The organism is Streptococcus dentiloxodontae, from assembly GCF_053206925.1.
The window spans coordinates 30523-56951 of sequence record NZ_JBRUHR010000014.1 but is presented as its reverse complement, the minus strand read 5'-3'; the positions used below and the strand labels follow the sequence as shown (position 1 = coordinate 56951).

Here is a 26429-nt window from a genome sequence, read left to right as displayed (position 1 = left end):
AGGCCGAGGCGGAGGCCCCGATGGACCCAAGGGTCCCGAAAAAGGGCCAAAGGATCCTAAAGGCCCCAAGGGACCAAAAGGACCAAAAGGCCCGAGCGATTCAGACGGCCCCGATGGACCGTAGGGGGTGTGGTGTTCGGAGTGTATTTAAAAAAGCATATGGTAAACAAAAGAATCTGGAAACTTTTTCCCAGATTCTTATTTTTTTGCAGTCTTACTTGTCAACTTAGAATTTTCCTGTATAGTTTAATTCATTAGGTACTTTTTGATAGTTACTCTACAAACTCTATTTCCAGTCTTAAACCGTTGCCCAGACCGTTCAAGTACTAAGTAATCAATTTTTACACCCCTTTTTGCCATAAAGCTGTTTGGTTTTATTTCTACCTCAAAAGGTTTCCCATGCCTTTTGAGGTAGAGATAAGATGGCACAATTAGTTTTTTCAAATAATAACGATTTCTATTCTGCAGCTAAGGCTTCGATTGGATTAAGTCTAGCCGCTTTTGCTGATGGAGCAATGGAGGCGATAAGAGCAATTAAGAGTCCCATGATGACGGTTACGGTAATGGAGGCTGCTGAGATTTGAATAATATCACTGTCAATAATATTGGCAACAAGTTTATTAACGCCCCATTGAGCGAGAAAAGCAGTAGCAATGGCAAGAATGTTTGCTGAGAGTCCCAGCAGTAAACTTTCGTTGACAAAGAGACGCCGGATGTCTTTGCGGCGGCCACCCATAGCACGGAGTACGCCAATTTCTTTCGTACGTTCAGTTACGCTCATATAAGTTGTAGCAACAATCATCAGCACACTAACAATGAGTGAGATTCCGGCGATAATGGCCAGAACAATACTGACAAGACTAGTTACCTCAACAATGTTATCTAAAAGGTCACCAATTGAGGTAACGGTATAAAGAGCCACGCCATTTTCTTTAATAGCAGCGACAGCATCTTGAGCATCTGAAGTGTTGTTGAGGTCGTCAACAACAGCTGTTGCAAGGTTGGGTAATAATGTCCCTCCAGCTTCAGCGACAGCCTTTTCTAAGGCACTATAAGTTACCATAGTCATATTAGATTGAATACCAGATACGGTAAAATCTTTAGTTACGATAAGATTATTGCCCATTTGCAGCGTAAGCGTTATCGTTTTACCGACCATATCCTCGGTGTCACCGTCTTTGCCGACGAAGGCCTGAGCTTGTGTTTCCGATAGAACAATTTGGCTGTCATTTGGATAGGATTTGCTGGAAATACTGGAAGCTAAGACAGTATCTGACACTGTCATAAATGTCATTGAGGTTCCCATATTGCTAGGGCCGCTCTCCTGACTCAATTCATTTGCTGATTTACCTTTATAGCTAATATCGAAAGTCGAGCTCATATAACCTTTTTGAACGTCTTTGATATGATCTACGGCTTTAATCTTATCCATATCATCATTGGTTATCGTGGAGAGGTCTGGTTTGTATACTTGAAAAGCTTGCGGATTGGTCAATCCGTCAATGAAAGAATTCATATAGCGTGTTGCCCCATTTCCAAGCCCTAGAAAGAACATAACTGAAAAGAGCCCAATAGCTGTACCGATGGTAATAATCAGATTCTGTTTCCAAGCAGTTCTAAAATGCGACCAAGCCATTTTCCAAGTGGCCAAACGTTTAAGAGGACGAGATGGTAATTTATCCTTAGACTTCTCCTTAGAAAATGATGGCCGCAGCCGTTCATCTCCTGTGATTTTTCCATCGGTCAGCCGAACAATTCGTGTACCGCTGTCTGCCACTTCCTGAGAATGAGTTACCACAATAATGGTTTTACCCGATTGCGCAATGCCCTGTAAAATATTTAAGACCTCTTTGGTATTTTGACTGTCCAGAGCGCCGGTTGGCTCATCAGCGATAATGATATCAGGATCGCTGGCCAATGCACGGGCAATAGCCACACGCTGTTTTTGTCCGCCGGATAGCTGAGCTGGCTTTTTCTTGCGATGCTCGTACAGACCAACCTGTTTGAGCAAATCATTAGCGCGTTTCACCTGCTGAGAATGGCTGAGCTTGGTCATGCGAAGGCTGATCATGACATTGTCAAGTACAGACAAGTAATTGATCAGGTTAAAGGATTGGAAAATAAAACCAATGGTTTCCCTGCGGTACTGATCCATAGATTTTTCTTTTTTATCCTTCTGGCGTGTTCCATTGATAAGGACATCACCTTCATAATCACGATCTAAACCTCCGATGATGTTCATGAGTGTTGATTTTCCACCGCCGGATTCACCGAGAATACTGACAAAATCCCCTTGATCAAAAGAGAGGTCAATTCCTTTTAAAACGGGGAATTTTTCTTTGCCAAGATAGTAAGATTTATGAATATCCCGCAACTCTAAAATAGACATGATAAACTCCTTTTAATAATATGTGTTGAAAGTTTAATACAAAGTGGAATAAAAATCAAGAAAAAAGTTAGTTCTAATAGGAGTGAGTTTCACGAGATGTGACAGCAAGTAAAATTTTATTTAAACAGCCGTAGAATGCTGAAATGAACGATATCTTCTGATGTGATAAGGCTTTTAGCTTCTGTCATATACTTAGAAGCATTTTGTGAGAAACTGCAGAGACAGTATGACTGTATTTTTTTAGTAAGAGATGTCATTTATGATTGCGACTAATAAGCTGTAGTTTTTTTATTATCCAGAGAAAACCAAGGGCGAAAAGATCGTTAAAAAAAACACTGGCTGTCATAGTAAATTTTTAGTGTCAAATTGAAAAAACCAAGTACTGTGCGGTACAGCATTTGGTTCTTATTTTCAGGATTTTGTTCAATTGTTAATTTTAGTTTATAAATCAATTTCCAAGACAATCGGTGTGTGATCTTGGCGTGCGCCTGAGTCAATCATATCGGATTTGATGATTTTATCTGCAATCCGCTCGCTAGTCAGCCAGTAGTCAATGCGCCATCCTGAGTTATTGATTTTGCTGGTTTTACTGCGCTGTGCCCACCAGGAGTAGACATTTGGAACATCGCCGTGAAGATAGCGGAAAGTATCTGTGAAGCCTTTATCTAGCAAATTTGTAAACCCTTGCCGTTCTTCATCTGTGAAGCCTGGCGACCGACGGTTGGCAGAAGGATGAGCAAGGTCAATTTCTTTATGAGCAACATTATAGTCTCCAGTTGCAAGGACTGGTTTTTGACTATTTAGTTCTGCCAGATAGGCTGCGTATTTTTCATCCCAGATTTGCCGGTCTTCTAAGCGTTTAAGACCATCACCCGCATTTGGCGTGTAAACCTGTGTGACGAAAAAATTATCAAATTCCAGTGTAATAATGCGGCCTTCGCTGTCCATTGTGGTCGGGGCACCAATCTCTGGATAGGTGATAGTTGGACTTAGTTCTGCCTTATAAAGGAACATGGTACCCGCATAGCCTTTGCGCGCAGGCTCGACAGAGGAGCGCCAAGCGATTTTATAGTCGGGAAAATAATTTTTTAGAATTTCCACATGTTTTTTGGTTGGTCCCTTAGCAGAAAGTTTGGTCTCCTGAATGGCGATAATATCGGCGTTTTCAGTGACGAGTGTGTCAACAACGGCGCGTGACAGCAAAGCACGTGCAGAATCACTGGTCAATGCTGCGTTGAGAGAGTCAATATTCCATGAGATTAGCTTCATATTGATACCTTTTCTAGATTTATTTTCCCTTATTCTATCAAAAATAGCGATGCGATGCGAGAAAGAGGCTTACTGGACTAGTTGATAAGCTGAGAGAAAGCCTCTGAGAACTTACTTGGAACAAATTCAATAATGTCATAATCTGCTATGCCATGTATCTTGAAGGGATCTTGGGAGATGATTTCGCTAACTTCCTGCAATGTTTCTGCTTTTAAGAGGATAATGCCGCCAGTTCTTGGAACTTTTCTGCCAGAGGCTATGAAATGTCCCCATTGATAAAATGTGTCTAAAAACTGAATGTGCTGTTCCAGATATTTCTCTACCTGTTCTAAATCTTTGATATAGGTTAAATTAACGATAAACATAGTGAGTCTCCTTGTTTCTTTGTAATGAACTCATTATAATAGAGATGAAACGGTTTGAACAGTAGGCACATTTTTGTTACGTTATTGGGAGGAAATTATGCTGACAAATAAAGAATGGAACTGCAGTATGTCTAAAGTTTTAGATGTAGTCGGAGGAAAATGGCGAATGAATGTTCTCTGGGTTATTCATAAACACCAGACCATCCGTTTTAATCAGCTCCAAAGAGAAGTTCTAGGAATTACAAGGATGAGTTTGACAAGAGCCTTGGAGGCACTTATGAAAGAAGGACTAGTAGGTAAGATTGACTTGAAAACAATGCCGCTTCATACAGAGTATTATCTATCATCAAAAGGAAGAAGCCTCCTGCCTATTTTAAAAGATCTGAATCAGTGGGGAAGGATTATTTGTCTTGATTGCATTGCTGCTGAGCTTTTTCTTTGCATGTATCACTAATTAGTAATAAAATCATTGTCAATAACAAATGAATAAGAGGAAGATTTGATGACTATTGAGTTAGGTATAACGACATTTGGGGAAACAACAAGGCTTGAAGAAACCAAGGAAAGCATTCCTCACGACGAGCGTATTCGCCAGCTTGTTGAAGAAATCGAATTAGCCGATCAAGTTGGTTTAGATAGTTATGCTATTGGTGAGCACCACCGCGAGGACTTTGCAGTATCAGCACCCGAGATTATTTTGGCAGCAGGAGCGGTTAAAACTAAGAATATTCGTCTATCCAGTGCAGTTACGATTCTTTCGTCTATTGATCCTGTGCGCGTTTATCAGCAGTATGCAACTATTGATGCGCTTTCAAATGGCAGAGCTGAAATTATGACTGGCCGTGGGTCTTTTATTGAAAGTTTCCCTTTATTTGGTTATGATTTGGATGATTATGATGCGCTTTTTAATGAAAAATTGGCTATGCTTTTAGCTATCCGAGAACAGACTAATCTCAAGTGGACAGGACGATACACTCAGTCTGTTGATAACAGGCCTGTCTATCCAAGAGCAATCCAAGAGGATTTCCCTGTTTGGGTGGCTACTGGAGGTAATTTAGATTCTACGGTAAGGATTGCAGAGCAGGGACTGCCTATTGTTTATGCAACTATTGGCGGTAATCCGAAGGCCTTTGTCAAACTGGTTTCCATTTATAAAGGGATTGGTGAGAGGTACGGACATGACCTGCCGAAAATGAAGGTTGCTGCTCATTCTTGGGGTTGGATCGAAAAGGACAATCAAGCAGCCATAGATCACTATTTTTACCCAACTAAGCAAACCGTGGATAATATCGCTAAAGGGCGCCCGCATTGGACAGAGATGACTAAGGAACAGTATTTGCATGCGGTTGGTCCAGACGGAGCTATGATTGTTGGCGACCCAAAGCAGGTTGCTGCAAAAATAATTAGGCTTATCAAAGAACTGCAGCTTGACCGCTTTATGCTTCATTTGCCGGTTGGCTCTATGCCCCACGAAGCAGTAATGACTGCTATCAGACTTTATGGTCAAGAAGTTGCCCCTCTTGTGCGCCAGCATTTTGCAATGCAGTAAAAACAAAGCATAAAACCTAGTGGTGATTTTGCAGAAATCATTGCTGGGTCTTTTTTACATCAAAAAAGCAGGGTCAAGCCCTGACTTATACTCAAAGAAAATCAAAAATAGACTAGGCGACAAAGCGCAGGCTGTACTGGCGTACGGTAAGCTGAAGTCAACGACGTATAGTTTTGATTTTCAAGGAGTATTAGTTTATCTTTTTGGCCAGCATGGTAGCAAATTGCAGTTTAATACGATTGCCATTGGCATCTACCTTATGGAGCTGACCTAGGTCTTCATTATATTTGACTAATTCCCAGTCCTTGTAATAGTCTGCCAGTTCCCCCTCTTTAAAAGTAAAACTAAAAGGCATTGGACAAGGGTAATTTTCGGTATCCATAGCGCAGACAATCAGATTGTAACCGCCAATTTTGGTATGCTCTTGCATGTCAGCAATAATAGCCGGTATCCTTTGACGGTCTAAAAACATGAAAACTACCGTGGAAATGATGACATCGTAGTTCTCTGTAAGATTGGCCTCGTTGATATCATACCAGTCAATTGCAGCGGGTATTCCTTCTTCAGCCGCCATATTTTCCAACATGGCCAGACTCTGGCCGTTGGCATCCACTGATTTAACCTGATGTCCCAAAAGGCTCAGATAGAGACTGTTACGCCCTTGACCGCAGCCTAGATCAAGAATATCGCTTTTTTGAGAAAATCGCGGAGCTGCTTCAATAACTTCCGAATGCGTCTTTGTTAGGCCGTATTTTTTGGCTAGATAGTCCTCAGGCAGGCAGTAAAATTCTAAATAGAATTCCAGATCCTCTGTTAATGCTTCGACCCGATGCCAGACTTGAGGCTGAACGAAAGGTGTTTGAGTATCAGACGTAAAAATGTGTTCAGCCAGCTCTTCATCATCCTCGGTCATCTCGATAAATTTAATCTGGCCTGATAAAACAGTCAGCTTTCCGTAAGTTCCGACTTTGGTATTGTGGCGCCTCTTAATGGCTTCTGGCATCGTTTGAGCCGTCCAATTGGGCATGCGTTTGTAAAGCATAAGCTCGTCTTTTTTGACAGTCATTCATGTCTCCTTTTGAGATTATTTCTTCTATTATATCAAAAAGGGTGTAATTTAGGATTTTTGAAAATAGCGGAGCATTATCATTTATCTATTTTTTCATCGGAAAAGTCAAGATTAGCGCTCCATCAGGCTGACAATATGGTAAAATAAAATCATTATAGTGGTTATAAAAAGGAGAGATTTTATGAATAGAAAAGACTGGCTAGCCTATTTTGAAACGATTAATGGTCGAAAGCCAAGTCCTGCAGAGTTTAAAACTGCTTTAGACAGAGGAGAATTTGTTCTTGATAGAAAAATGGAACCCACTTCTCAAGCAGCTGCTAATCGTTCAACTTTGCAGCCGCAAGCGGAAAACCTAAAACAGTCTCCAGCACAGACTCAGTCGCAGGCAGCTAGTTCAATGCCTCAAGGTGCTAAACCTGTCATCTCAGAATCGCAAGCGGTTCACCCGTCAAATCGTTCAGCTCAGCCACAGACTCAGACGCCGCCTCAACAGTTCGGTCAGACAGCTGTGTTTCATTCAACTAAGCAAGCGCAGCCATTTCCAATGAATCAAACCGTCCAAACTCAAGCGACAAAAGATGCCCAAAAGGCAGTTGAAAAACGTCAGGCACAGGAACTTAAGAAAAAAGCCAAGGAAGAAAAAGCCAGACTAAAAGCGGAACGTGCAATGCAGTCTGCTCAAGCCAAAGCACAGCGTGCAGCTGAAAAGGCTAAGGCAAAAGAAGCAAAAGAGAAAGCTAAAGCTCAAAAAGCGGCTCAAGCTGCAGAAAGAAAATCTCAAGAGAAACTGCTTCAAAAACCTTCTAATCAAGAGTTTTCGGCGACTCCGTTTGATCCTCGAGGAAATGCTACTCCTCAACCTCAGACACAACAATCAGTTCAGCTAACGCAGCCGCAGAGTTCTGTTCAATCAACACAGTCTCAACCGAGTTCAGCACCTGTTCAGTCCCAATCGAATTTCAAAGAGTCTATGGCACCGGAGCCATCTGCTCAAAGCACTTCTCAACAGGCATTTCGTCCTGTCACACCTGCTGTGAGGCAATCTTTCCAATCATCTGATATACCTGTGGATGAGAAGTCAGAGTCAGCTTTAAATGAGCAAAATCAATCTGTACAATCAGAACAAGTTGGATTTGAAAAAGCAGCAATTCCTGTATTTTCAAACCGTCCTAGCAATTCCGAGCTTAACGTGATGGCGGCAGCTTCTCAGACTCAAATACAGTCTCAACCTAATAAGATTCAATCAAAAGCAGCGGTCAAAGCTCAAAAAGAAGCTGCCAAAGCTGAAAAAGCAGCAGCTAAGGCACAAGCTAAAAAGGATAAACAAAAAGTTAAAGCAGCTTTAAAGGTGAAAAAAACAGAGAAGTCAGCTAAAGCTAAGAAGTCCAAGAAAGGTTTGATGTTCAGTCTTCTTGCAGCGATTATCCTGATTATTGGTGCTAGCACTGCAGGTGTTTATGCTTGGTGGCGCTATGATTCTGGGAACATTGAAGGAACTTGGCAGCTCGTTTCTTATCAAAGTTTAGATGAAGATTCTGGAAAAATGACGGATGCCTTAGCAGCATATAAGGAAAAAAATCAAGTCTATATGGCTCTTCTGGCTGTAAAAAATAAAAAGGTAAGCAATTACTCTTATTACTATGAAAAAGGCAATAGCGGAGAACCTAGTCTAAGTGCCAATAATTACCTAGGCAGTTATCAGGAAATTGACCAATGGAACAAAGCTTTTACCTATACGCAAAATTCTTCTAAAATGGAGAAAAAACTGACGAAGGTTGTTAAAAGCATTTATCCGTACGCCGATCAGGAAATGATAAACAGCTATATTAAAAATAATAGTGACAGATATAAAGATTATAAAGATGAGAAAACCAAGAAAACCTATACGGTTAATGGGGATAAACTAACGGTATCCAGCTATGATGCTAAGGGTAAGTTGATTGAAAAAGAAGTTTATAAAAAACTCTCATCGTCAAATGCTAAGCAGGCAAAGTCAGACTATGATGATGCCAAGTCTGCATTTGAAAAAAACAACAATCTTAACCTAAACAGTTAGAAGGCTAGTTTTAGCTTGTCTCATTCTGGAATGTCAATCATCAAGTTGGCTGTAAATGCACAGTCTGATTTAAAAGTTAAAGACTGACTAGTTATATTGGATAAAATAAAAAAGCGGAGAAGCATCTATAATAAAGCTTTGTGGAAGAGCTGAACTGGCCAAAGTCAGTACAATTTTTCCAAAATAGCTCTGCTTAAATTACTTAGAGAGAGGCAGAACTTTTGTTCTGGCTTCTTTTTATATGACAAATTGCTGAAACTTTCTCTTTGCTCTGCTATAATTAAGAAAAATGAAAAAACGAGGAACTTACAATGATTGGTATTACAGGTGTGACAGGAAATTTAGGCGGCCTTCTGGCAGAAGAACTGTCAAAAAAGGGTGTTGCAGCAAGACATATTGCCCGCAGTCCTGAGCGAGCTAAACGCTATGACAATGCTGAATTGGTCAAAGCAAGCTATGAAGATTCAGCAGAATCGGTGGCGGCTCTAACAGGAGTTGATGTTCTTTTTATGGTGTCGGCAAAGGAAGGAATTGAACGGCTGGATGAACACAAGGGATTTATCTCAGCAGCCAAAAAGGCAGGTGTTAGCCATATTGTTTACACTTCATTTTATGACGCTAAACTAGACAGTACCTTCACTTTGGCGCGTGACCATGCAGCTACCGAGCAGTTCATCAAGAAACAAGGACTGACCTATACTTTTATCCGTGATAATTTCTATCTGGAATTTTTCATTGGACTTTTAGATGCGTATGGGGAGATTAAAGGACCAGCTGGCTCTGGGAAATGCTCTGCTGTGTCTCGCAGAGACGTTTCTGCTGTCGCTGTTCAAATTCTAAAGAATCCAAAAGCTTATGCTAACCAGACATTAAACATGACTGGTCCAGAAGCTCTGAGCATGCAGGAAATAGCAGATAAGGCCTCTAAGAAAAGAGGGCAAAAATACAGCTACATTTCAGAAACAGTGAAAGAAGCTTACCAATCCCGTAAGGCTTGGCCAGCCCAAGATTGGGAATACGATTCTTGGGTATCCACTTACACGGCCATTGCTAAGGGAGAACTTAAGGGGCTTTCTCACGATATTGAAACAATTCTCGGCAGACCGGCAACAAGTTTGGATGATTTGCTTTAATGATTTAACTTTTAAACATAACATAATAAAACAGCGGATAGGTGTCTGCTGTTTTTTATACTATAAATTTTTATTATATCCAGTCATAAAAAATATAGATTTCACAGGCCAAATGAAAAAAGTTATACTGAAAATAATTTAGAAAGGGCTTTCGAGGTTATTTTATGTTAAATGGGGATTTCATCCAGCAGAATGTTCCTCTTTATCAAGAGGCTTTATGGCTGACAGTCAGATTGGCCTTTTGGGGGATTTTAGGGGCAACTGGACTTGGATTATTGATTAGTGTGATAAAGCTGTATAAAATTCCAGTTTTATCTCAGCTTAGTCAGGTTTATATCGAATTGTCCCGAAATACGCCGCTTCTTATTCAACTGTATTTTTTGTATTTTGGTTTACCTAAGATTGGCCTTATTTTAAATCCAGAGACCTGTGCTGTAGCTGGGTTGATATTTCTGGGTGGCTCCTATATGGCGGAGACTTTTCGCAGTGGACTTGAGGCAGTGACTAGGACGCAAATAGAGCTTGGTCTTAGTATCGGACTGACTTTTGCTCAAAATTTTCGTTATGTGATTTTTCCTCAGGCTCTGGCAGTGGCCTTGCCTTCCTTTACGGCTAATGTTATTTTTTTGATCAAAGAAACCTCTGTTTTTTCGGTAGTTGCTCTGGCAGATCTTATGTATGTAGCAAAAGACTTGATAGGACTGTATTATGAGACAGATGAAGCACTTCTTATGTTGGTAATCGCTTATCTAATTGTCCTTTTGCCGATTTCACTGGTTTTTGCTTGGTTAGAAAGGAGGCTGCGTCATGAAGGATTCGGGTCTAAGCGTTCTCTTTCAGGGAAATAATTCGCTGCGTTTGCTGGAAGGATTAGGGGTTACTATTGGCATATCTCTTTTGTCCATTCTTATTTCAATTGCTGGCGGTTTGGTTTTAGGTTTTGTTATGGCCTCTCGTTTTAGGTCTCTGCGGTTTCTGTCTCGGATTTATTTGGAATGCATTCGTATTATGCCGCAGTTAGTCTTACTGTTTTTGGTTTATTTTGGTTTGGCCAGAACTTTTAATATTAATCTATCCGGTGTTACAGCAGCCGTCATTGTGTTTTCTTTATGGGGAATTGCTGAGATGGGAGACCTCGTTCGAGGAGCTCTGACGTCTTTGCCTCGGCATCAATTTGAATCTGGTCTGGCCTTAGGATTGACAAAATTGCAGCTCTACCGGTATGTAATCTTACCCCAGCTCTTACGCCGTCTCTTACCTCAAGCTGTTAACCTTATTACTCGCATGATTAAGACAACTTCTTTGATTGTTTTGATTGGCGTCGTTGAAGTTGTTAAGGTTGGGCAGCAAATTATTGAAAGCAATCGCTTAACGATTCCAAGTGCAGCTATTTGGATTTATGGTTTTATTTTTCTTTTGTATTTTGCTGTTTGTTTTCCTATTTCACGTCTGTCTATTTATCTTGAGCATCTATGGAAGGAGTAAGTATGTCAGAGATTATCTTAGAAATTGATCAGCTAACCAAGTCTTATGGTGATAAGGTTATTTTGGATAATATTTCTTTATCGGTTGTAGAAGGAGAGGTACTGGTTGTTTTAGGACCATCTGGTTGTGGGAAGAGCACATTGCTTAGAAGCATTAACGGTTTGGAAACTATCCAATCGGGGCAAGTAAAGTTACGGGGTGAATCTGTTTTGACAAATAAGAAATCGCTGCCTCTATTGCGCCAAAGAGTGGGCATGGTTTTTCAAAGCTATGATCTTTTTCCGCATTTGAATGTTTTAGACAATCTTATGTTAGGTCCAACCAAAGCTCAGAAACGCTCCAAAGAGGAAGTGAAAGCAGAAGCCCTGCATTTGCTAAAACGTGTCGGATTAGAAGAGAAGGCACACAGCTATGCTAGCGAGCTTTCTGGAGGCCAAAAGCAGCGCGTGGCAATCATAAGAGCCTTGCTTTTAAGGCCTGAGGTGCTGCTGCTGGACGAAATAACGGCTTCGCTGGATCCTGAAATGGTTCGTGAGGTACTGGACTTGGTGGGAGAATTGGCCAAAGAAGGCCGAACTATGCTGATTGTGACTCATGAGCTGCAGTTTGCGCGTGCTATTGCTGATCAAGTCATTTTTATAGACAAGGGAAAAATTATTGAAAAAAGCGATGCAGAAACTTTCTTTACCAACCCTAAAACACAGCGAGCTCACGATTTCTTAACCGTATTTGACTATAGTAATGTAACGGGTGCGGTGTGATTATCTTTAAGCTATTTATTTCACCAAGCTTATCGCTGGAACCCTGTCGGGCTTTCCTTTCTTATCTTTGATTTAAACAATAAAAGGAGTTTTTTATGAAATCTATAAAATATTTGTTAATCTTAACTAGTCTTTTAACCATTACCTTGATTTTAACCGCCTGTTCTGGAACTTCAGGCAAGGGAAACAATAATGCATCTGCTTCTGGCAACACAGCCCAAGCACGAACATTGGATGAAATCAAAAAATCAGGAACAATCAAAATAGGGGTCTTCTCTGATAAAAAACCGTTTGGTTATGTAGATGACAAAGGAGATTATCAAGGCTATGATGTTTATTTTGCTAAACGTCTGGCCAAAGATCTTGGAGTAGATGTAGAGTTTGTCGCTGTTGATCCGGCCAGTCGTGTAGAATACTTAACTTCGGCTAAGGTTGACATTATTTTGGCTAATTTTACTGTGACAAAAGAGCGCAGCAAACAAGTTGATTTTGCCTCACCTTATATGAAAGTTTCTCTAGGCGTTGTGTCCCCAAGCGATGCTCTTATTACTTCTGTTGATCAATTAAAGGGTAAAACTTTGATTGTTGGCAAAGGAACAACTGCTGAAACGTATTTTGAAAGCAATTATCCTGATGTTAATCTTCAAAAATATGACCAGTACAGTGAGGCTTATCAAGCCCTTCTTGATGGCAGAGGCGATGCTCTTTCTACTGATAATACAGAAGTTCTGGCTTGGGCGTTGGAAAATGATGGTTACAAGGTTGGGATCAAGGCGTTGGGTAATGTTGACACCATTGCACCTGCTGTTCAAAAAGACAATACAGAGCTTTTGAAATGGATTAATAATGAGATCGAAACATTAGGCAAAGAAAATTTCTTCCATACCGACTATGAAGAGACCTTGGAACCAATTTATGGTGATGCCGCAAATGCAGAAGATCTTGTCGTAGAAGGCGGTAAGGTTGAATGACAAAGAAGCTGGGCAGACAGGCATGATTGTTTCGCAGCACCAGCAGGAAAATAAAAACAAGACATCAGATCCTCGCTAGGAGTATCATCTTAGTGAGGGATTTTTAGTTGATGCGTTACTGATTGTGCTGATCAAGAGAAAACTAATCAGTTCTATTGACGAAGTCCCAAACTATCTCTTGAAACATAAATAGAAATGCTTTGTTTAAAACAATCCTCAAAAAGGTTAAAGGCAATGCATGGTTTCCTTCTTGATTTTTTGTTTGCTTTTCTTTTCATGGTATAATGAAAAGAAAAAAGAAAGAAGCATTATGATTTATCAAGAAGCGTTGGATTGGATTCACAGTCAGCTAAAATTTGGAATCAAGCCCGGCTTAGAACGTGTGGCCTGGATGCTTGAAGAATTAGGCAATCCTCAAAAGAATATAGCTGGTATTCATGTTGTAGGAACTAATGGGAAGGGTTCAACTGTCAATTATTTGCAGCATATTTTTACAGCAGCGGGTTATGAGGTGGGCACCTTTACGTCTCCTTTTATTATGGATTTCAGAGAACGCATTTCAATCAATGGACACATGCTGTCTAAAGATGATTTTGTCAAGCTGGTTGAACGCGTTAAACCTGTTGTTGAGCGCCTGCCGCGTGAAACGAACCACGAAGAAGCCACAGAATTTGAGATTATAACAGTCATCATGTTCGTTTATTTTGGTCAATACCATCCAGTGGATCTTGCGGTTATTGAAGCGGGTATGGGTGGACGTGATGACTCGACTAACAGTTTTAATCCCTTGGCGGTCATTTGCACCTCTATTGGTCTGGATCACCAGAAGGTTCTGGGGGAGACTTATAAAGACATAGCTGCGCAGAAAGCTGATGTTCTCAAAACAAATGTTCCTTTTATTTTTGCGGAAAATCGGGCTGATGTGCGTCAGCTATTTTACCAAAAAGCCAAGGAAACTCAGTCTAAGGTCTATGAATTGGGACGTGATTTTGAAGCTAAGGGCAATAGCTCTGCTTTTGATTTTAGCTACGGAGATATCGCACTTTCTGGCTTGAGCTTGGCTATGAATGGTCAGCACCAAGTTTCTAATGCCAGTCTGGCAATCATGACCAGCCTGTTGCTGGCTGAATCCTATCCAAAGGTTACCACAGCTGTCATTGCAGCTGCGCTTAAAACGAGTTTCTGGCTTGGCCGAACAGAACTCATTTTTCCTAATCTGATGATTGATGGTGCTCATAATAATGAAAGCATTGCGGCCTTAGTTGCTTTGCTGCAGGAACGTTACGTAGATAAGCAGATTCATCTGTTGTTTTCGGCTATCGATACTAAACCTATTGACAGTATGCTGGAGCAGTTATCGGTCTATGAAGATGTGACGGTAACGAGTTTTTCTTATCCAAATGCTCTGGCACTCGAGGCTTATCCGTCCGCTTATCCAAGGGTAGCAGACTTTCAAACATGGTTGGCGCAGCATTATCAAAAAAGTGATAAAGACCTTTATGTGATAACCGGCTCTCTTTATTTTATCTCTCAGGTGCGTCAAGCTCTTTTGAAAAGTCCTCAAGAATAGGCTATAATAGAGCCATTAGACTAAAAGGAGACAGGCATGTCAAATCAGAAAAAAGTTGAAGAAGCAATCTATCAACTCTTAGAAGCATTGGGTGAAAACCCAGAGCGTGAAGGACTTTTGGAGACTCCAAAACGTGTTGCAAAAATGTACGCCGAGATGTTTTCAGGCTTAGGTCAGGATCCCAAAGATCAATTCACAGCGGTCTTTTCAGAGGTACATGACGAAGTCGTTTTGGTTAAGGATATTCCTTTTTATTCTATGTGTGAACACCACTTGGTTCCTTTTTACGGCTTTGCTCACGTGGCCTATCTTCCTACGGGTGATAAGGTGACAGGCTTGTCAAAATTGGCGCGTGCAGTGGAAGTGGCGGCACGCCGTCCACAATTACAGGAACGGCTGACAGAGCAGGTGGCAACGGCTCTTGAGGAAGCACTTAAACCGCGGGGAGTTTTTGTCATGGTAGAAGCAGAACACATGTGCATGACTATGCGCGGCATTAAAAAGCCAGGAAGTAAGACTGTGACGACGGTAGCACGAGGCCTTTATAAGGAAAATTCTGCTGAACGCAGCGAAATTCTCAGTCTCATTCGTGATTTTTAGGAGGTAAGCATGTTTATCGGTAAACACGAAATTGCAGGTGAAGCCTGTATTATGGGGATTCTCAATGTAACGCCTGACTCTTTTTCTGATGGTGGTTCTTACCCGACTCTGGAGCATCAGCTGGCGCAGGCTGCAGACATGATAGCGGCTGGCGCAGCCATTATTGATATCGGAGGAGAGTCGACTCGTCCTGGGGCTGAATTTGTATCAGCAGAAGAAGAGATTGACCGCATTGTCCCAATCATCAAGGCGATTAAGGAAAAGTTTGATGTCCTCATCAGTATTGACACCTATAAAACTGAAACAGCGCAAGCAGCTCTCGAAGCTGGTGCTGATATTCTTAACGATGTTTGGGCAGGGCTCTACGATGGGGACATGCTGGCTCTGGCAGCAGAAAAACAAGTCCCTATAATCCTCATGCACAATCAAGAAGAAGAGGTCTACGAAGATGTCACACAAGACGTTTGTGATTTTCTGACGAAACGTGCACAGGCAGCGCTTGATGCAGGTGTTGCCAGAGAAAATATCTGGATTGATCCCGGTTTTGGTTTTGCTAAAACGGCGCAGCAAAACCTTGATTTGCTTAAGGGACTGGATAAAGTAACTCAATTAGGCTACCCTGTTCTTTTTGGAATTTCCCGTAAGCGGGTAGTGGATTATCTTTTAGGGGGCAATACGGCTGCGCTGGAGCGCGATAAAGGAACAGCAGCCTTATCTGCTTATGCTGTTGCCAAAGGCTGTCAGATTGTCCGCGTTCACAATGTCGCTGATAACACTGATATTGTCAAGGTAATCAGCCAGCTGGTATAAGAACGGTTTCGTTAAAAGGGAAAATATGGACAAAATTATTTTAGAAGGCTGCCGTTTTTACGGCTATCATGGTGCTTTTGAGGAAGAGCAAAAGCTGGGGCAGGTGTTTGTTATTGATGCGGAGCTATCTGTGGATTTGACTAAAGCTGCGCAGTCGGATGAGCTGGCAGATACAGTTCATTACGGCTTGGTTTTTGAAACCATCCAGCTTCAGGCAGAGCAAAGAAAATACACTCTGATCGAACGTCTGGCAGGTGCTATCTGTGAGGATATTTTTGTCCAGTTTCCATCTGTTTCGGCTATTAAAATTCGTATCAGCAAAGAAAATCCGCCAATTAAAGGGCACTATAAAAGTGTCGGTATCGAATTGGAGCGCAGCCGATGAACCAAGTGTATTTAAGTCTGGGTTCAAATATGGGCGACAGACAAGATTATCTTAAGAAAGCGCTAGCTGCTTTGGATGAGCTGCCTAGAACGGCATTGGTCAAGGTGTCATCTTTTTATGAAACAGCTGCTTGGGGAATGACCAATCAAGCTGACTTTCTCAATCTGGTTTGTCAGATAGAAACAGAGCTAGAGCCGCAAGACTTGCTCCGCCATTGTCAAATAATCGAAAAATCTCTGGACAGAGTACGGCATGAGCACTGGGGGCCTAGGACGGTAGATATTGACATCTTAATCTATGGTGACAGGGTCATTGATGAAGACAATCTCAAGGTGCCGCATCCTTTTATGACAGAGCGTGCTTTTGTGCTGGTACCTCTATTGGAAATTGCAGAGGGACTGTCTAATCCGACGGGCGAACCTTCTTATTCCGCTGCTTTGGAAAAATTGGATCAGACTGGGGTTGTTTTATTAAAAGGCTATGCCAAATAGCTCGGATGAATATTTTTACTCTGAATGAAGGATCTCTGTCGTCAAGTTAGAAATTTTTTGATATAATATAAATCGGTTTTATGCCGATTTTTTAGTATGGAAATGTATGGAAAAAACATGTTAAATGAACTAAAAGAAGACTTGGTGGGCATTGATATTCGTTTCGATGAACCACTGAAAAATTATACCTTTACCAAAGTTGGCGGGCCTGCTGATTATTTGGCTTTTCCGCGTAATCGTTACGAACTCAGCCGTATTGTCAAATTTGCCAATAAAAAGAACATTCCTTGGCTGGTTTTGGGCAATGCCAGTAATCTCATTGTCCGAGATGGCGGCATTCGCGGTTTTGTCATCCTTTTTGACAAACTGAATTCGGTGGCCATCAATGGTTATACCATTGAAGCAGAAGCGGGTGCCAATCTGATTGAAACAACTAAGGTTGCACGTTTTCACAGCCTGACAGGATTTGAGTTTGCGGCTGGTATTCCTGGAAGTATTGGCGGTGCTGTTTTTATGAACGCTGGTGCTTACGGCGGTGAGATTGCTCATATTTTGGTGTCAACGCAGGTGCTGACGCCAAAAGGAGATATTAAAACGATTGAAGCGCATGACATGCGTTTTGGCTACCGTCGTTCCATTCTTCAAGAGACTGGCGATGTCGTTATTTCAGCTAAATTTGCCCTAAAACCAGGAGACTACGACCAGATAAAAAATGAAATGACGCGTCTTAATCATTTGCGTGCGCTCAAACAGCCTCTGGAGTACCCTTCTTGCGGTTCCGTTTTCAAGCGTCCTCTGGGTCATTTTGCCGGACAGCTTATCATGGAAGCTAATCTCAAAGGGCATCGGATTGGCGGCGTGGAAGTGTCAACCAAGCATGCTGGTTTTATGGTCAATGTTGCTGGCGGCACTGCCAAGGATTACGAAGATTTAATCGCTGATGTTATCACAAAGGTTCAAGCTAATTCCGGCGTTCGTCTGGAGCCGGAAGTTCGTATTATTGGTGAGCATCTGACATAAAGTAAGAAGCGCTGCTTCGTGAGTAAATGACTTCCCCCAGTCTGTTAAAGGCAGTCGGAAGTTTTTCTATTTGTAAGAGTTGCCATTCTTTATGGCTTTTTAATAGCAGAGCAGTCATTTTAAAGATCCTAAAATAGCTCACTTTGTTTCAACCAAACTTGGGTTAATGCAGATTTGGCATTTGGCCCCTTTCTTATTTTGGAGGTTTTATGTCCATTGACTAACGCAATTATTGCCTTTCGGAATGTGTCAAAAGTCTTTGAAGACAATGGCACACAGGTTTTAAAAAATATCAATTTTGAATTGGAAGAAGGGAAATTCTATACACTTTTAGGAGCTTCTGGTTCAGGGAAATCAACTATTCTCAATATCATTGCTGGGCTTTTGGAAGCTACGTCTGGAGATGTTTTGCTTGATGGAAAACGAATTAATGATGTTCCCATCAATAAACGTGATGTTCATACCGTTTTTCAATCGTATGCCCTTTTTCCGCATATGAATGTTTTTGATAATGTGGCTTTTGCTTTAAAATTGAAAAAGGTTCCCAAAACAGAAATCAAAGAACGTGTGACAGAAGCACTCAAAATGGTGCAGCTAGATGGTTATCAAAAACGCTCCATTCAGAAATTATCTGGCGGTCAGCGCCAGCGTGTCGCTATCGCCCGCGCTATTATCAATCAGCCTCGTCTGGTTCTGCTTGACGAACCATTGTCAGCACTAGACTTGAAGCTGCGAACGCAAATGCAGTATGAACTGCGCGACTTGCAGCAGCGTCTGGGCATTACTTTTGTTTTTGTCACGCATGATCAAGAAGAAGCGCTAGCTATGTCTGATTGGATTTTTGTCATGAATGATGGTGAAATTGTTCAATCAGGGACACCGGTTGATATTTATGACGAACCTATTAACCATTTTGTTGCCACTTTTATTGGGGAATCCAACATTCTGCCAGGTATTATGGTTGAAGATTATCTGGTAGAATTTAACGGTAAACGTTTTGAAGCGGTTGATGGCGGTATGCGTCCCAATGAAGCAGTGGAAGTCGTTATTCGTCCCGAAGATTTGCAAATCACCTTGCCAGAAGAAGGGAAGCTGCAAGTTAAAGTAGAAACACAGCTCTTTCGCGGAGTTCATTACGAAATTATTGCCCATGATGAGCTAAACAATGAATGGTTAATTCATTCCACTCGTAAGGCCATTGAAGGTGAGATTATCGGTCTTGATTTTACACCAGAAGATATTCACATCATGCGTCTTAATGAGACTGAGGCAGAATTTGATGCACGTCTTGAAGAGTACGTGGATGTCGAAGAACATGAGGACGGCTTGATTAATGCCATTGAGGAGGAGCGTCATGAGGAAAAACGCTAGTCTTTTTTCGCTGCCTTATCTGCTCTGGATTGTGCTTTTTGTTATAGCACCTGTTGCTTTTTTGCTTTACAAGTCCTTTTTTGATGTTAAAGGGCAGATGACTTTTGATAATTATGCTACTTTCTTTTCTAGCTGGACTTACCTCAAAATGAGCGTTAATTCGATTTTCTACGCAGCTGTCATTACTTTGGTAACGCTTCTGATTAGTTATCCGGTAGCTTTTATTCTCACTCAGCTTAAACATAAGCAGCTTTGGCTTATGTTAGTGGTTTTGCCAACTTGGATTAATCTTTTGTTGAAAGCTTACGCTTTTATGGGAATTTTTGGTCAAAAGGGCGGTATCAACAGCTTTTTGGGCTTTTTCGGAATAGCTCCGCAGCAGATTCTTTTCACAGATTTCTCTTTTATTTTTGTAGCTAGCTACATTGAGATTCCTTTTATGATTTTGCCGATTTTTAATGCGCTGGATGATATTGATAAAAATCTTATCAATGCCAGCAGAGATTTAGGAGCTAGTGACTGGCAGACTTTTACCAAGGTGGTCTTCCCCTTGTCTTTAAATGGTGTGCGCTCTGGTGTACAGTCGGTTTTTATTCCCAGTCTCAGTCTTTTTATGCTGACACGTCTGATTGGCGGTAATCGGGTCATTACTTTGGGAACGGCTATTGAACAGCATTTTTTGACAACACAAAATTGGGGCATGGGTGCAACCATTGGTGTTGTTCTTATTGCTGCCATGCTGGTCACCATGTGGCTGACAAAGGAGAGACGTTCATGAAAAAAATAGCACGGATTTATTTAGGACTTGTTTTTCTGATTCTTTACCTTCCGATTTTTTATCTGATTGTCTATTCCTTTAATAGCGGCGGTGATATGAATGCATTTACAGGATTTACTTTTGCTAATTATATCACGATGTTTTCAGACAGCCGTCTCATGTTAATCTTAGTTCAGACTTTTTTGCTAGCTTTTCTAAGCTCGCTTTGTGCAACTATTATTGGGACATTTGGAGCTATCTTTATCCATGACAGCCGGCGCAGGTTACAAAATCGCATTCTGTCGCTGAATAATGTTCTAATGGTGGCGCCTGATGTTATGATTGGGGCTAGTTTTCTGATTTTTTTCACAATAATTGGTTTTCAACTGGGCTTCGTCTCAGTTCTTCTCAGCCATATTGCCTTTTCTATTCCTATAGTGGTTTTGATGGTTTTGCCAAGGCTTAAGGAAATGAATGTGGATATGGTAAACGCAGCCTACGACTTAGGTGCAACACGTTTTCAAATGTTGCGAGAAGTTATGTTGCCTTATCTGACGCCTGGGATTATTGCTGGTTATTTTATGGCTTTCACCTACTCGCTGGATGATTTTGCTGTGACCTTCTTTGTAACAGGGAATGGATTTTCAACGCTGTCTGTTGAAATTTATTCACGTGCCCGTCGAGGGATTTCTCTTGATATTAATGCACTTTCAACGGTTGTTTTCTTATTTTCTGTTCTCTTAGTTGTTGGCTATTATTTTATATCAACAGATAGGAAGGAAGGGCAAGATGCGTAGACTTTATTCTTTTTTAAGCGGCATCATTGCCATTATTCTAATTCTCTGGGGAATCGCGTTTTATATGGAAAGTCAGTCTGGTTCGGCCTCGGATAAATTGGTCATTTACAACTGGGGTGATTATATTGATCCAGCTCTTTTGACCCAATTCACTAAGGAAACGGGTATTAAAGTTCAGTATGAAACCTTTGATTCCAATGAAGCTATGTATACCAAAATTAAGCAGGGCGGAACAACTTATGATATTGCTGTCCCATCTGACTACACCATTGATAAGATGATTGATGAAGATCTTCTCATCAAACTGGATAAGTCTAAAATTACAGGCCTTGATAACATTGGGAATGAATTTTTAGGGCGCAGCTTTGATCCTGGGAATGACTATTCCATCCCTTATTTCTGGGGAACAGTAGGCATTGTTTATAATAAAACGATGGTGGAAAAAGCTCCGCAGCATTGGAATGACCTTTGGTCTAGCGATTATCGCAACCAAATTATGATGGTTGACGGTGCGCGTGAAGTCATGGGAATGGCTCTGAATTCTTTGGGCTACAGCCTTAACACAAAAAATATGGAAGAACTTGAAAAAGCTAAAGATAAGCTTAATGGCTTAACGCCCAACATCAAAGCTATTGTTGGAGATGAGATGAAGGGTTATATGATTCAGGGTGATGCTGCCATTGGCGTGACCTTTTCTGGTGAAGCCAGTGAGATGCTTAATAGCAATTCTGATCTTGCCTATTTTGTTCCAAGTGAAGGTTCTAATCTTTGGTTTGATAATCTTGTCATTCCAAAAACAGCTAAGCATATTAATGAAGCATATGCCTTTATTAACTTTATGCTGAAACCTGAAAATGCTGCGCAAAATGCCCAGTATATTGGCTACTCAACCCCTAATACCGTAGCTAAAACTTTGCTTCCAGACGCTATTAAAAATGATACTGCCTTTTATCCAAATGATGAGACTATTGCCAACTTAGAAGTCTACAATAATTTAGGATCTGAATGGCTGGGCATTTACAATGATCTCTATCTGCAAGTCAAAATGTATCAAAAATAATCCCCAAAAAGGATAGCTCTTTGCATCAAGGCTGCAAAATATTGCCTAGTCAAAAAGCGTGTTCAAGATAGTAGAAGGACATTACAAAGTCTGGCTTCAAGTCTAAAATGGCCTAATGCTGCTGGATTTATTACCGAAAATAAATACAACAGAGACTTTAAATAATCAAAAGTAAAAAAGCATTTCCTTCTTGGAATGCTTTTTACTCAGCTTAAATGTTATTATGTCACTTGCTTTGCTGTGGCGATTAAACTCAATCAGCTGTTATATTTTATTTAGATAATTCAGAAGAAATTTTTCAGCTAAAGAGCCAGTTTTTATGGCTCTTTTTGCTGCTTCAATGCTGAACCAGTCCCAGTCATCAATTTCATGATTAGGACACAGCTGACCCGTAACGGTCACTGCAAAATTTACCATTAGCGAATTGCTGCGCTGATAATAATGGCTGGCATTGAAAGCTAGGCTGCTGACTTCTAAATTTAGCTCTTCTTGGATTTCCCGACGTACAGTATCTTCTAAATTTTCCCCTTGACTGACATAACCAGCCACCAAAATGTGTTCAGACATACCGTACTGTTTGATTAGGAGAACCTTATCATGATTTTCGTTAAAAAGAATGGCACTGATAGCTGTATTGAAAACAGGAAAACAAAAAGACTGACACTGAGGACAAAAGGGAATGATGCCCTCATGTTCTAAAAATTTATCAGTTAGCTTTGTCCCGCAATCAGAGCAGTAAGTCATTTTGTGGTAGGTCACTTGTTCTTCCTCATTCATTTTTGTCAAGGCAGCTATTCTAAAAATATAGCAATTCTTTTGGTGTCTCAGTGAAAACTTCAAAGCCATTTTTAGTAACATAACCGCAGTCTTCAATTCGTACGCCAACTTTGCCAGGAATATAGATACCCGGCTCGACAGAAAAGCACATGCCTTCTTCAATAATCAAATCATTTCCTGCCATAATAGATGGAAATTCATGAACATCCATTCCAAGACCGTGCCCCAGACGGTGGTTGAAATAGTCACCGTACCCCGCTTTTTCAATGACACTTCTAGCGGCAGTATCAATTTGGGCAGCTGTTACACCGGGCTTGATAAAGTTCTGTGCTGTTAATTGTGCCTCCAAGCAAATCTCATAAATATCTTTTTTAAATTGATCGGGCTGTCCGACAGCGACTGTTCGTGTCATATCTGAGGTGTATCCGTTTGAAACCACTCCAAGGTCAAACAGGAGCAAGGCATTATTTTCAATGTGATTTGTTCCGGGAAGTCCGTGAGGATCGGCCGCATTGCTGCCTGTTAAAACCATGGTATCAAAACTCATTTTGGAAATGCCTTGTTTTTTCATTTCAAATTCAATCTGTGCGATAATATCCGTTTCAGTCACATTGAGCGAAATGCTGTTAAATCCTGCCTGGACAGCTTTATCTGCAAACTTGCCAGCGACAATCATTTTATCAATTTCATCTTGTGATTTGATGAGACGCATTTGCTGAACAAACGGTGTTAGATTTTCAAAATGTCCTTCAAAAACCGTCTGCAAGCCTTGAAACTTAGTAATATTAAGATGGTTAAATTCAACAAAAATCTTATCGCTGTTAGTGTCAGGAAGAATGGTTTTAAGTTTCTGCCAAGGATTTTCAGAGTCCAAGTAACCAAAGACTGGCATATCAAGCATAGCGTTCGCATGAGCAACTTCAATGGTTGGGACAAAAAGAAGAGGTGAACGATCGCTATAGACAAAGAGGAACATCTGACGCTCGTGCGGGTCGCAATAAAAGCCGGTTAAATAATTAACGGTTACGGGGTCAGAAAAAATAGCGAGATGCGACTCATTTTTATCAAGGTAAGAGCGGATATGATCAAGTTTGGGCATGATATTCTCCTTATAAGATATGATGACTTTCATTCTGTCACTTTTCCCTCGAAATTGCAAGCTCAAATTTGACTATTTAAGCGATAAAGAAAATTTTCTGAAAACCATTTATTTTTTCTGAACAAATAAAATAATACCAGCTCAGGTGATTGCAGCCAATCTGTTTGGCTGCTTTGCTATTGTGAAAAACGAAAAAACTTGAAATTGTTTCCATCATTTTGATAAAGCTTTCTAAACCCCTTTCAAGTTTTTATCTAAAAAAAGTCGAAATATTTGAAAGTGTTTTCAATTTTTGTTATAATAAAATGCGAGAATGTAATTGTTAAATTAGAAAGGAAGATGCTAATCATGAATACAGATGATACGATTACTATTTATGATGTTGCCAGAGAAGCTGGTGTTTCCATGGCGACGGTATCCCGTGTTGTAAATGGTAATAAAAATGTTAAAGAAAACACTCGTAAAAGGGTTCTGGAAGTTATTGACCGTTTAGATTATCGTCCCAATGCTGTAGCACGTGGTCTTGCCAGCAAGAAAACGACAACAGTTGGTGTCGTTATTCCAAATATTGCTAACAGCTATTTTTCAGCTTTGGCTAAAGGGATTGACGATATTGCCGCCATGTACAAGTATAATATCGTTTTGGCTTCAAGTGATGAAGACGATGATAAGGAAATTAATGTCATTAACACACTCTTTGCGAAACAAGTTGATGGTATTATCTTCATGGGTTACCATTTGACTGAAAAGATTCGTGCGGAGTTTTCACGTTCACGTACACCAGTTGTTTTGGCAGGAACGGTTGATTTAGAAGATCAAATTCCCAGCGTTAATATAGATTACAAATCAGCTACTAAAGATGTCGTTGATACTCTGGCTAAACGCCACGAGAAAATTGCATTTGTCTCTGGCCCTCTAATTGATGATATTAATGGTAAAGTCCGTCTGGCAGGCTATAAGGCAGGCCTCGAAGAAAATCAGCTCAGCTACAACGAAGGTCTGGTTTTTGAAGCGAAATACAGCTATCAAGATGGTTTTGACATGGCTGAACGCGTTCTCAATTCAGGTGCGACGGCTGCCTATGTTGGCGAGGATGAATTAGCAGCAGGCCTCTTGAATGGACTCTTTGCTGCTGGTAAGTCAGTGCCGGAAGATTTTGAAATCATAACCAGCAATGATTCACCGATTACCAGTTATACGCGTCCTAATCTCAGCTCAATCAGTCAGCCGCTTTATGATCTCGGAGCTGTCAGCATGCGCATGCTGACTAAAATCATGAACAAGGAAGAATTGGAAGAAAAGGATGTCTTTCTCAACCATGGTCTTAGTCTGCGTCAATCAACCAAATGAAAAAGAGGTTGGACTTATGAACGGCACCCCAAAAGTTAGACAATCAACCTAACGATTGGGGTGCAGTTCACTTAGGTCCTGCCTCTTTTCGCATCAGATAGCTAATGTTTACCGCAGCAGTTGATTGGAAGTAAAAATAATGACATTTGAAAAGGACTATTTTATAAAAAGAAAAGCAGACAAAAAGCGTCTGCTTGAATTTGGTTTTACGGAAGAGGAGACCTCTTTAATTTATCAACAGGATTTGATGGAAGGAATTTTTGAAGTAAGGCTGAGAGTAGATGAAAAAGGCGAAGTCAGCGGGCAGATCATTGATAAAGATCTCGGTGAGCCCTACGAAATTTTTCGTTCCTCTCAGGCAGTGGGCACTTTTGTAGGACAGGTTCGCGATGCTTATTCTAATCTTTTGCAACAGATTGCCACTAGCTGTTTTACAGCACAGCCATTTTCCAAAGGACAGACTAACCGTCTAGTTAGCCGTATCGCAGATGAGTGGGGAGATGTCTATGATCACCCATTTGAAAGGTACCCTGACTACGTTTCTTACCGTGTTGGCGGCAAGTGGTATGCGCTGATTTTTCCATTGGCTAAGGGGAAGCTGGCTGATTTTGATGGGGAAATGGCAGAGCAGCAAACAGAAGTGATAAACCTCAAGGTTGGACCAGATAAACTTTCGGATCTATTAAAAAAAGATGGTATCTATCCTAGTTATCATATGAATAAAAAATCTTGGGTTTCGGTTGTTTTAGACGACAGTCTCTCCGATGAAGAGCTCTGGGGATTAGTCTCGAAAAGTCGTCAGCTAGTTGCTCTAATAAATGATAGACTGTCTGGTCAGCCCCAGTATTGGATTATTCCAGCTAATCTTAACTATTATGATATTGATGCAGAGTTTGCAGCCTCAAAAGAGATTTTATGGACACAAAAAGCTAGAATTAAAAAAGGGGATTATGTAGGGATTTACATGACAGCACCAATCAAGTCGCTCCGCTACCTTTGTTATGTTTTAGATGCAGATATTACTAATGATGCTTACAGCGATAAAAATGGAAGCAAGAATAGAATGCGTCTGAAACTGCTGAAGACTTTAGATGATGAGCTGTTGAGCAGGGATTGTCTTAAAGAAAATGGTGTCACTAATATTCGCGGTCCCCGTCGCATGACCGATGCCTTGATAGAAAAAGTAAAAACACTGCTGTCAGATGATTGTTAAAGCTTTTTTGACATGATTTTAGCCACCGTTCAATATTTCGATGGTCAGCTAGTGTCAACTATTTCCCTTTTGGTGTATAATA

The 26429-nt window shown here is 40.8% G+C and carries 26 protein-coding genes; 20 read left to right on the top strand and 6 right to left on the bottom strand.

The window, feature by feature from the left end:
• Positions 1–457: 457 nt before the first annotated feature.
• From ACVRZ8_RS07655 to ACVRZ8_RS07645, 3 genes are all read right to left on the bottom strand, one after another.
• Positions 458–2389: an ABC transporter ATP-binding protein/permease gene (locus tag ACVRZ8_RS07655; protein ID WP_447448727.1), complete on the bottom strand. Its 1932-nt coding sequence runs from the start codon at positions 2387–2389 to the stop codon at positions 458–460.
• Between the two features lie 441 nt (positions 2390–2830).
• Positions 2831–3658, bottom strand: a complete 828-nt coding sequence (locus tag ACVRZ8_RS07650) for an exodeoxyribonuclease III (RefSeq protein WP_447448726.1) — start codon at positions 3656–3658, stop codon at positions 2831–2833.
• 77 nt (positions 3659–3735) lie between these two features.
• Entirely contained in the window at positions 3736–4023 is a 288-nt protein-coding gene (locus tag ACVRZ8_RS07645) for a YciI family protein (protein ID WP_447448725.1), read from the bottom strand.
• A gap of 97 nt (positions 4024–4120) precedes the next feature.
• Here ACVRZ8_RS07645 and ACVRZ8_RS07640 point away from each other — a divergent pair, with 97 nt between their 5' ends.
• Together ACVRZ8_RS07640 and ACVRZ8_RS07635 are read left to right on the top strand one after the other, a co-directional pair.
• A complete protein-coding gene (locus ACVRZ8_RS07640; RefSeq protein WP_447448724.1) occupies positions 4121–4477 on the top strand; it encodes a winged helix-turn-helix transcriptional regulator in 357 nt (118 codons plus the stop codon).
• Between the two features lie 48 nt (positions 4478–4525).
• Positions 4526–5572, top strand: coding sequence for an LLM class flavin-dependent oxidoreductase (locus tag ACVRZ8_RS07635; protein WP_447448723.1), 1047 nt, complete (start codon positions 4526–4528; stop codon positions 5570–5572).
• A gap of 190 nt (positions 5573–5762) precedes the next feature.
• On the opposite strand, the gene tehB is transcribed toward ACVRZ8_RS07635, so the two are convergent.
• Entirely contained in the window at positions 5763–6638 is an 876-nt protein-coding gene (tehB, locus tag ACVRZ8_RS07630) for an SAM-dependent methyltransferase TehB (protein WP_447448722.1), read from the bottom strand.
• 184 nt (positions 6639–6822) lie between these two features.
• Between tehB and ACVRZ8_RS07625 the strand changes: the two genes are divergently transcribed.
• The 16 genes from ACVRZ8_RS07625 to ACVRZ8_RS07550 all read left to right on the top strand — a co-directional run bounded on the left by ACVRZ8_RS07625 (position 6823) and on the right by ACVRZ8_RS07550 (position 21908).
• Entirely contained in the window at positions 6823–8697 is a 1875-nt protein-coding gene (locus tag ACVRZ8_RS07625) for a hypothetical protein (RefSeq protein WP_447448721.1), read from the top strand.
• A gap of 311 nt (positions 8698–9008) precedes the next feature.
• The gene (locus ACVRZ8_RS07620) at positions 9009–9830 is read left to right on the top strand and encodes an SDR family oxidoreductase (RefSeq protein ID WP_447448720.1); all 822 of its coding nucleotides are present in this window, start codon (positions 9009–9011) and stop codon (positions 9828–9830) included.
• Positions 9831–9994: 164 nt separating this feature from the next.
• A complete protein-coding gene (locus ACVRZ8_RS07615; RefSeq protein WP_447448719.1) occupies positions 9995–10678 on the top strand; it encodes an amino acid ABC transporter permease in 684 nt (227 codons plus the stop codon).
• On the top strand, positions 10638–11315 hold the full coding sequence (locus tag ACVRZ8_RS07610; RefSeq protein ID WP_447448718.1) for an amino acid ABC transporter permease: 678 nt from the start codon (positions 10638–10640) through the stop codon (positions 11313–11315). The genes ACVRZ8_RS07615 and ACVRZ8_RS07610 overlap by 41 nt, the downstream gene beginning before the upstream one ends.
• A gap of 2 nt (positions 11316–11317) precedes the next feature.
• The gene (locus ACVRZ8_RS07605; RefSeq protein ID WP_447448717.1) at positions 11318–12076 is read left to right on the top strand and encodes an amino acid ABC transporter ATP-binding protein; all 759 of its coding nucleotides are present in this window, start codon (positions 11318–11320) and stop codon (positions 12074–12076) included.
• A 95-nt stretch (positions 12077–12171) separates the two neighbouring features.
• On the top strand, positions 12172–13047 hold the full coding sequence (locus ACVRZ8_RS07600) for a cysteine ABC transporter substrate-binding protein (protein ID WP_447448716.1): 876 nt from the start codon (positions 12172–12174) through the stop codon (positions 13045–13047).
• Positions 13048–13357: 310 nt separating this feature from the next.
• Complete coding sequence (locus tag ACVRZ8_RS07595) at positions 13358–14617, top strand: bifunctional folylpolyglutamate synthase/dihydrofolate synthase (RefSeq protein ID WP_447448715.1); 1260 nt, start codon at positions 13358–13360, stop codon at positions 14615–14617.
• A gap of 36 nt (positions 14618–14653) precedes the next feature.
• Positions 14654–15217 (top strand): GTP cyclohydrolase I FolE, encoded by a 564-nt coding sequence (gene folE / locus ACVRZ8_RS07590; RefSeq protein WP_447448714.1) that lies wholly within the window; start codon positions 14654–14656, stop codon positions 15215–15217.
• Between the two features lie 9 nt (positions 15218–15226).
• A complete protein-coding gene (folP, locus tag ACVRZ8_RS07585) occupies positions 15227–16027 on the top strand; it encodes a dihydropteroate synthase (RefSeq protein WP_447448713.1) in 801 nt (266 codons plus the stop codon).
• A gap of 25 nt (positions 16028–16052) precedes the next feature.
• Entirely contained in the window at positions 16053–16412 is a 360-nt protein-coding gene (gene folB, locus ACVRZ8_RS07580) for a dihydroneopterin aldolase (RefSeq protein ID WP_447448712.1), read from the top strand.
• Positions 16409–16903, top strand: a complete 495-nt coding sequence (gene folK / locus ACVRZ8_RS07575; protein WP_447448711.1) for a 2-amino-4-hydroxy-6-hydroxymethyldihydropteridine diphosphokinase — start codon at positions 16409–16411, stop codon at positions 16901–16903. Before folB ends, folK begins: the two co-directional genes overlap by 4 nt.
• A gap of 117 nt (positions 16904–17020) precedes the next feature.
• The gene (gene murB / locus ACVRZ8_RS07570) at positions 17021–17923 is read left to right on the top strand and encodes a UDP-N-acetylmuramate dehydrogenase (protein WP_447448710.1); all 903 of its coding nucleotides are present in this window, start codon (positions 17021–17023) and stop codon (positions 17921–17923) included.
• A gap of 216 nt (positions 17924–18139) precedes the next feature.
• Positions 18140–19294 carry an ABC transporter ATP-binding protein gene (locus tag ACVRZ8_RS07565; RefSeq protein ID WP_447448709.1) on the top strand — a complete coding sequence of 385 codons (1155 nt, stop codon included), beginning with the start codon at positions 18140–18142 and terminating at the stop codon, positions 19292–19294.
• Positions 19278–20072, top strand: a complete 795-nt coding sequence (locus ACVRZ8_RS07560; RefSeq protein WP_447448708.1) for an ABC transporter permease — start codon at positions 19278–19280, stop codon at positions 20070–20072. Before ACVRZ8_RS07565 ends, ACVRZ8_RS07560 begins: the two co-directional genes overlap by 17 nt.
• On the top strand, positions 20069–20848 hold the full coding sequence (locus tag ACVRZ8_RS07555) for an ABC transporter permease (RefSeq protein ID WP_447448707.1): 780 nt from the start codon (positions 20069–20071) through the stop codon (positions 20846–20848). Before ACVRZ8_RS07560 ends, ACVRZ8_RS07555 begins: the two co-directional genes overlap by 4 nt.
• Complete coding sequence (locus tag ACVRZ8_RS07550) at positions 20841–21908, top strand: ABC transporter substrate-binding protein (RefSeq protein WP_447448706.1); 1068 nt, start codon at positions 20841–20843, stop codon at positions 21906–21908. The genes ACVRZ8_RS07555 and ACVRZ8_RS07550 overlap by 8 nt, the downstream gene beginning before the upstream one ends.
• 264 nt (positions 21909–22172) lie before the next feature.
• On the opposite strand, the gene ACVRZ8_RS07545 is transcribed toward ACVRZ8_RS07550, so the two are convergent.
• A complete protein-coding gene (locus ACVRZ8_RS07545) occupies positions 22173–22685 on the bottom strand; it encodes an NAD(+) diphosphatase (protein ID WP_447448730.1) in 513 nt (170 codons plus the stop codon).
• 19 nt (positions 22686–22704) lie between these two features.
• On the bottom strand, positions 22705–23784 hold the full coding sequence (locus ACVRZ8_RS07540; protein WP_447448705.1) for a M24 family metallopeptidase: 1080 nt from the start codon (positions 23782–23784) through the stop codon (positions 22705–22707).
• 348 nt (positions 23785–24132) lie between these two features.
• On the opposite strand from ACVRZ8_RS07540, the gene ccpA reads away from it, so the two are divergent.
• Complete coding sequence (gene ccpA, locus ACVRZ8_RS07535) at positions 24133–25134, top strand: catabolite control protein A (protein WP_447448704.1); 1002 nt, start codon at positions 24133–24135, stop codon at positions 25132–25134.
• A 139-nt stretch (positions 25135–25273) separates the two neighbouring features.
• Complete coding sequence (locus tag ACVRZ8_RS07530) at positions 25274–26347, top strand: MmcQ/YjbR family DNA-binding protein (RefSeq protein ID WP_447448703.1); 1074 nt, start codon at positions 25274–25276, stop codon at positions 26345–26347.
• Positions 26348–26429 lie beyond the last annotated feature (82 nt).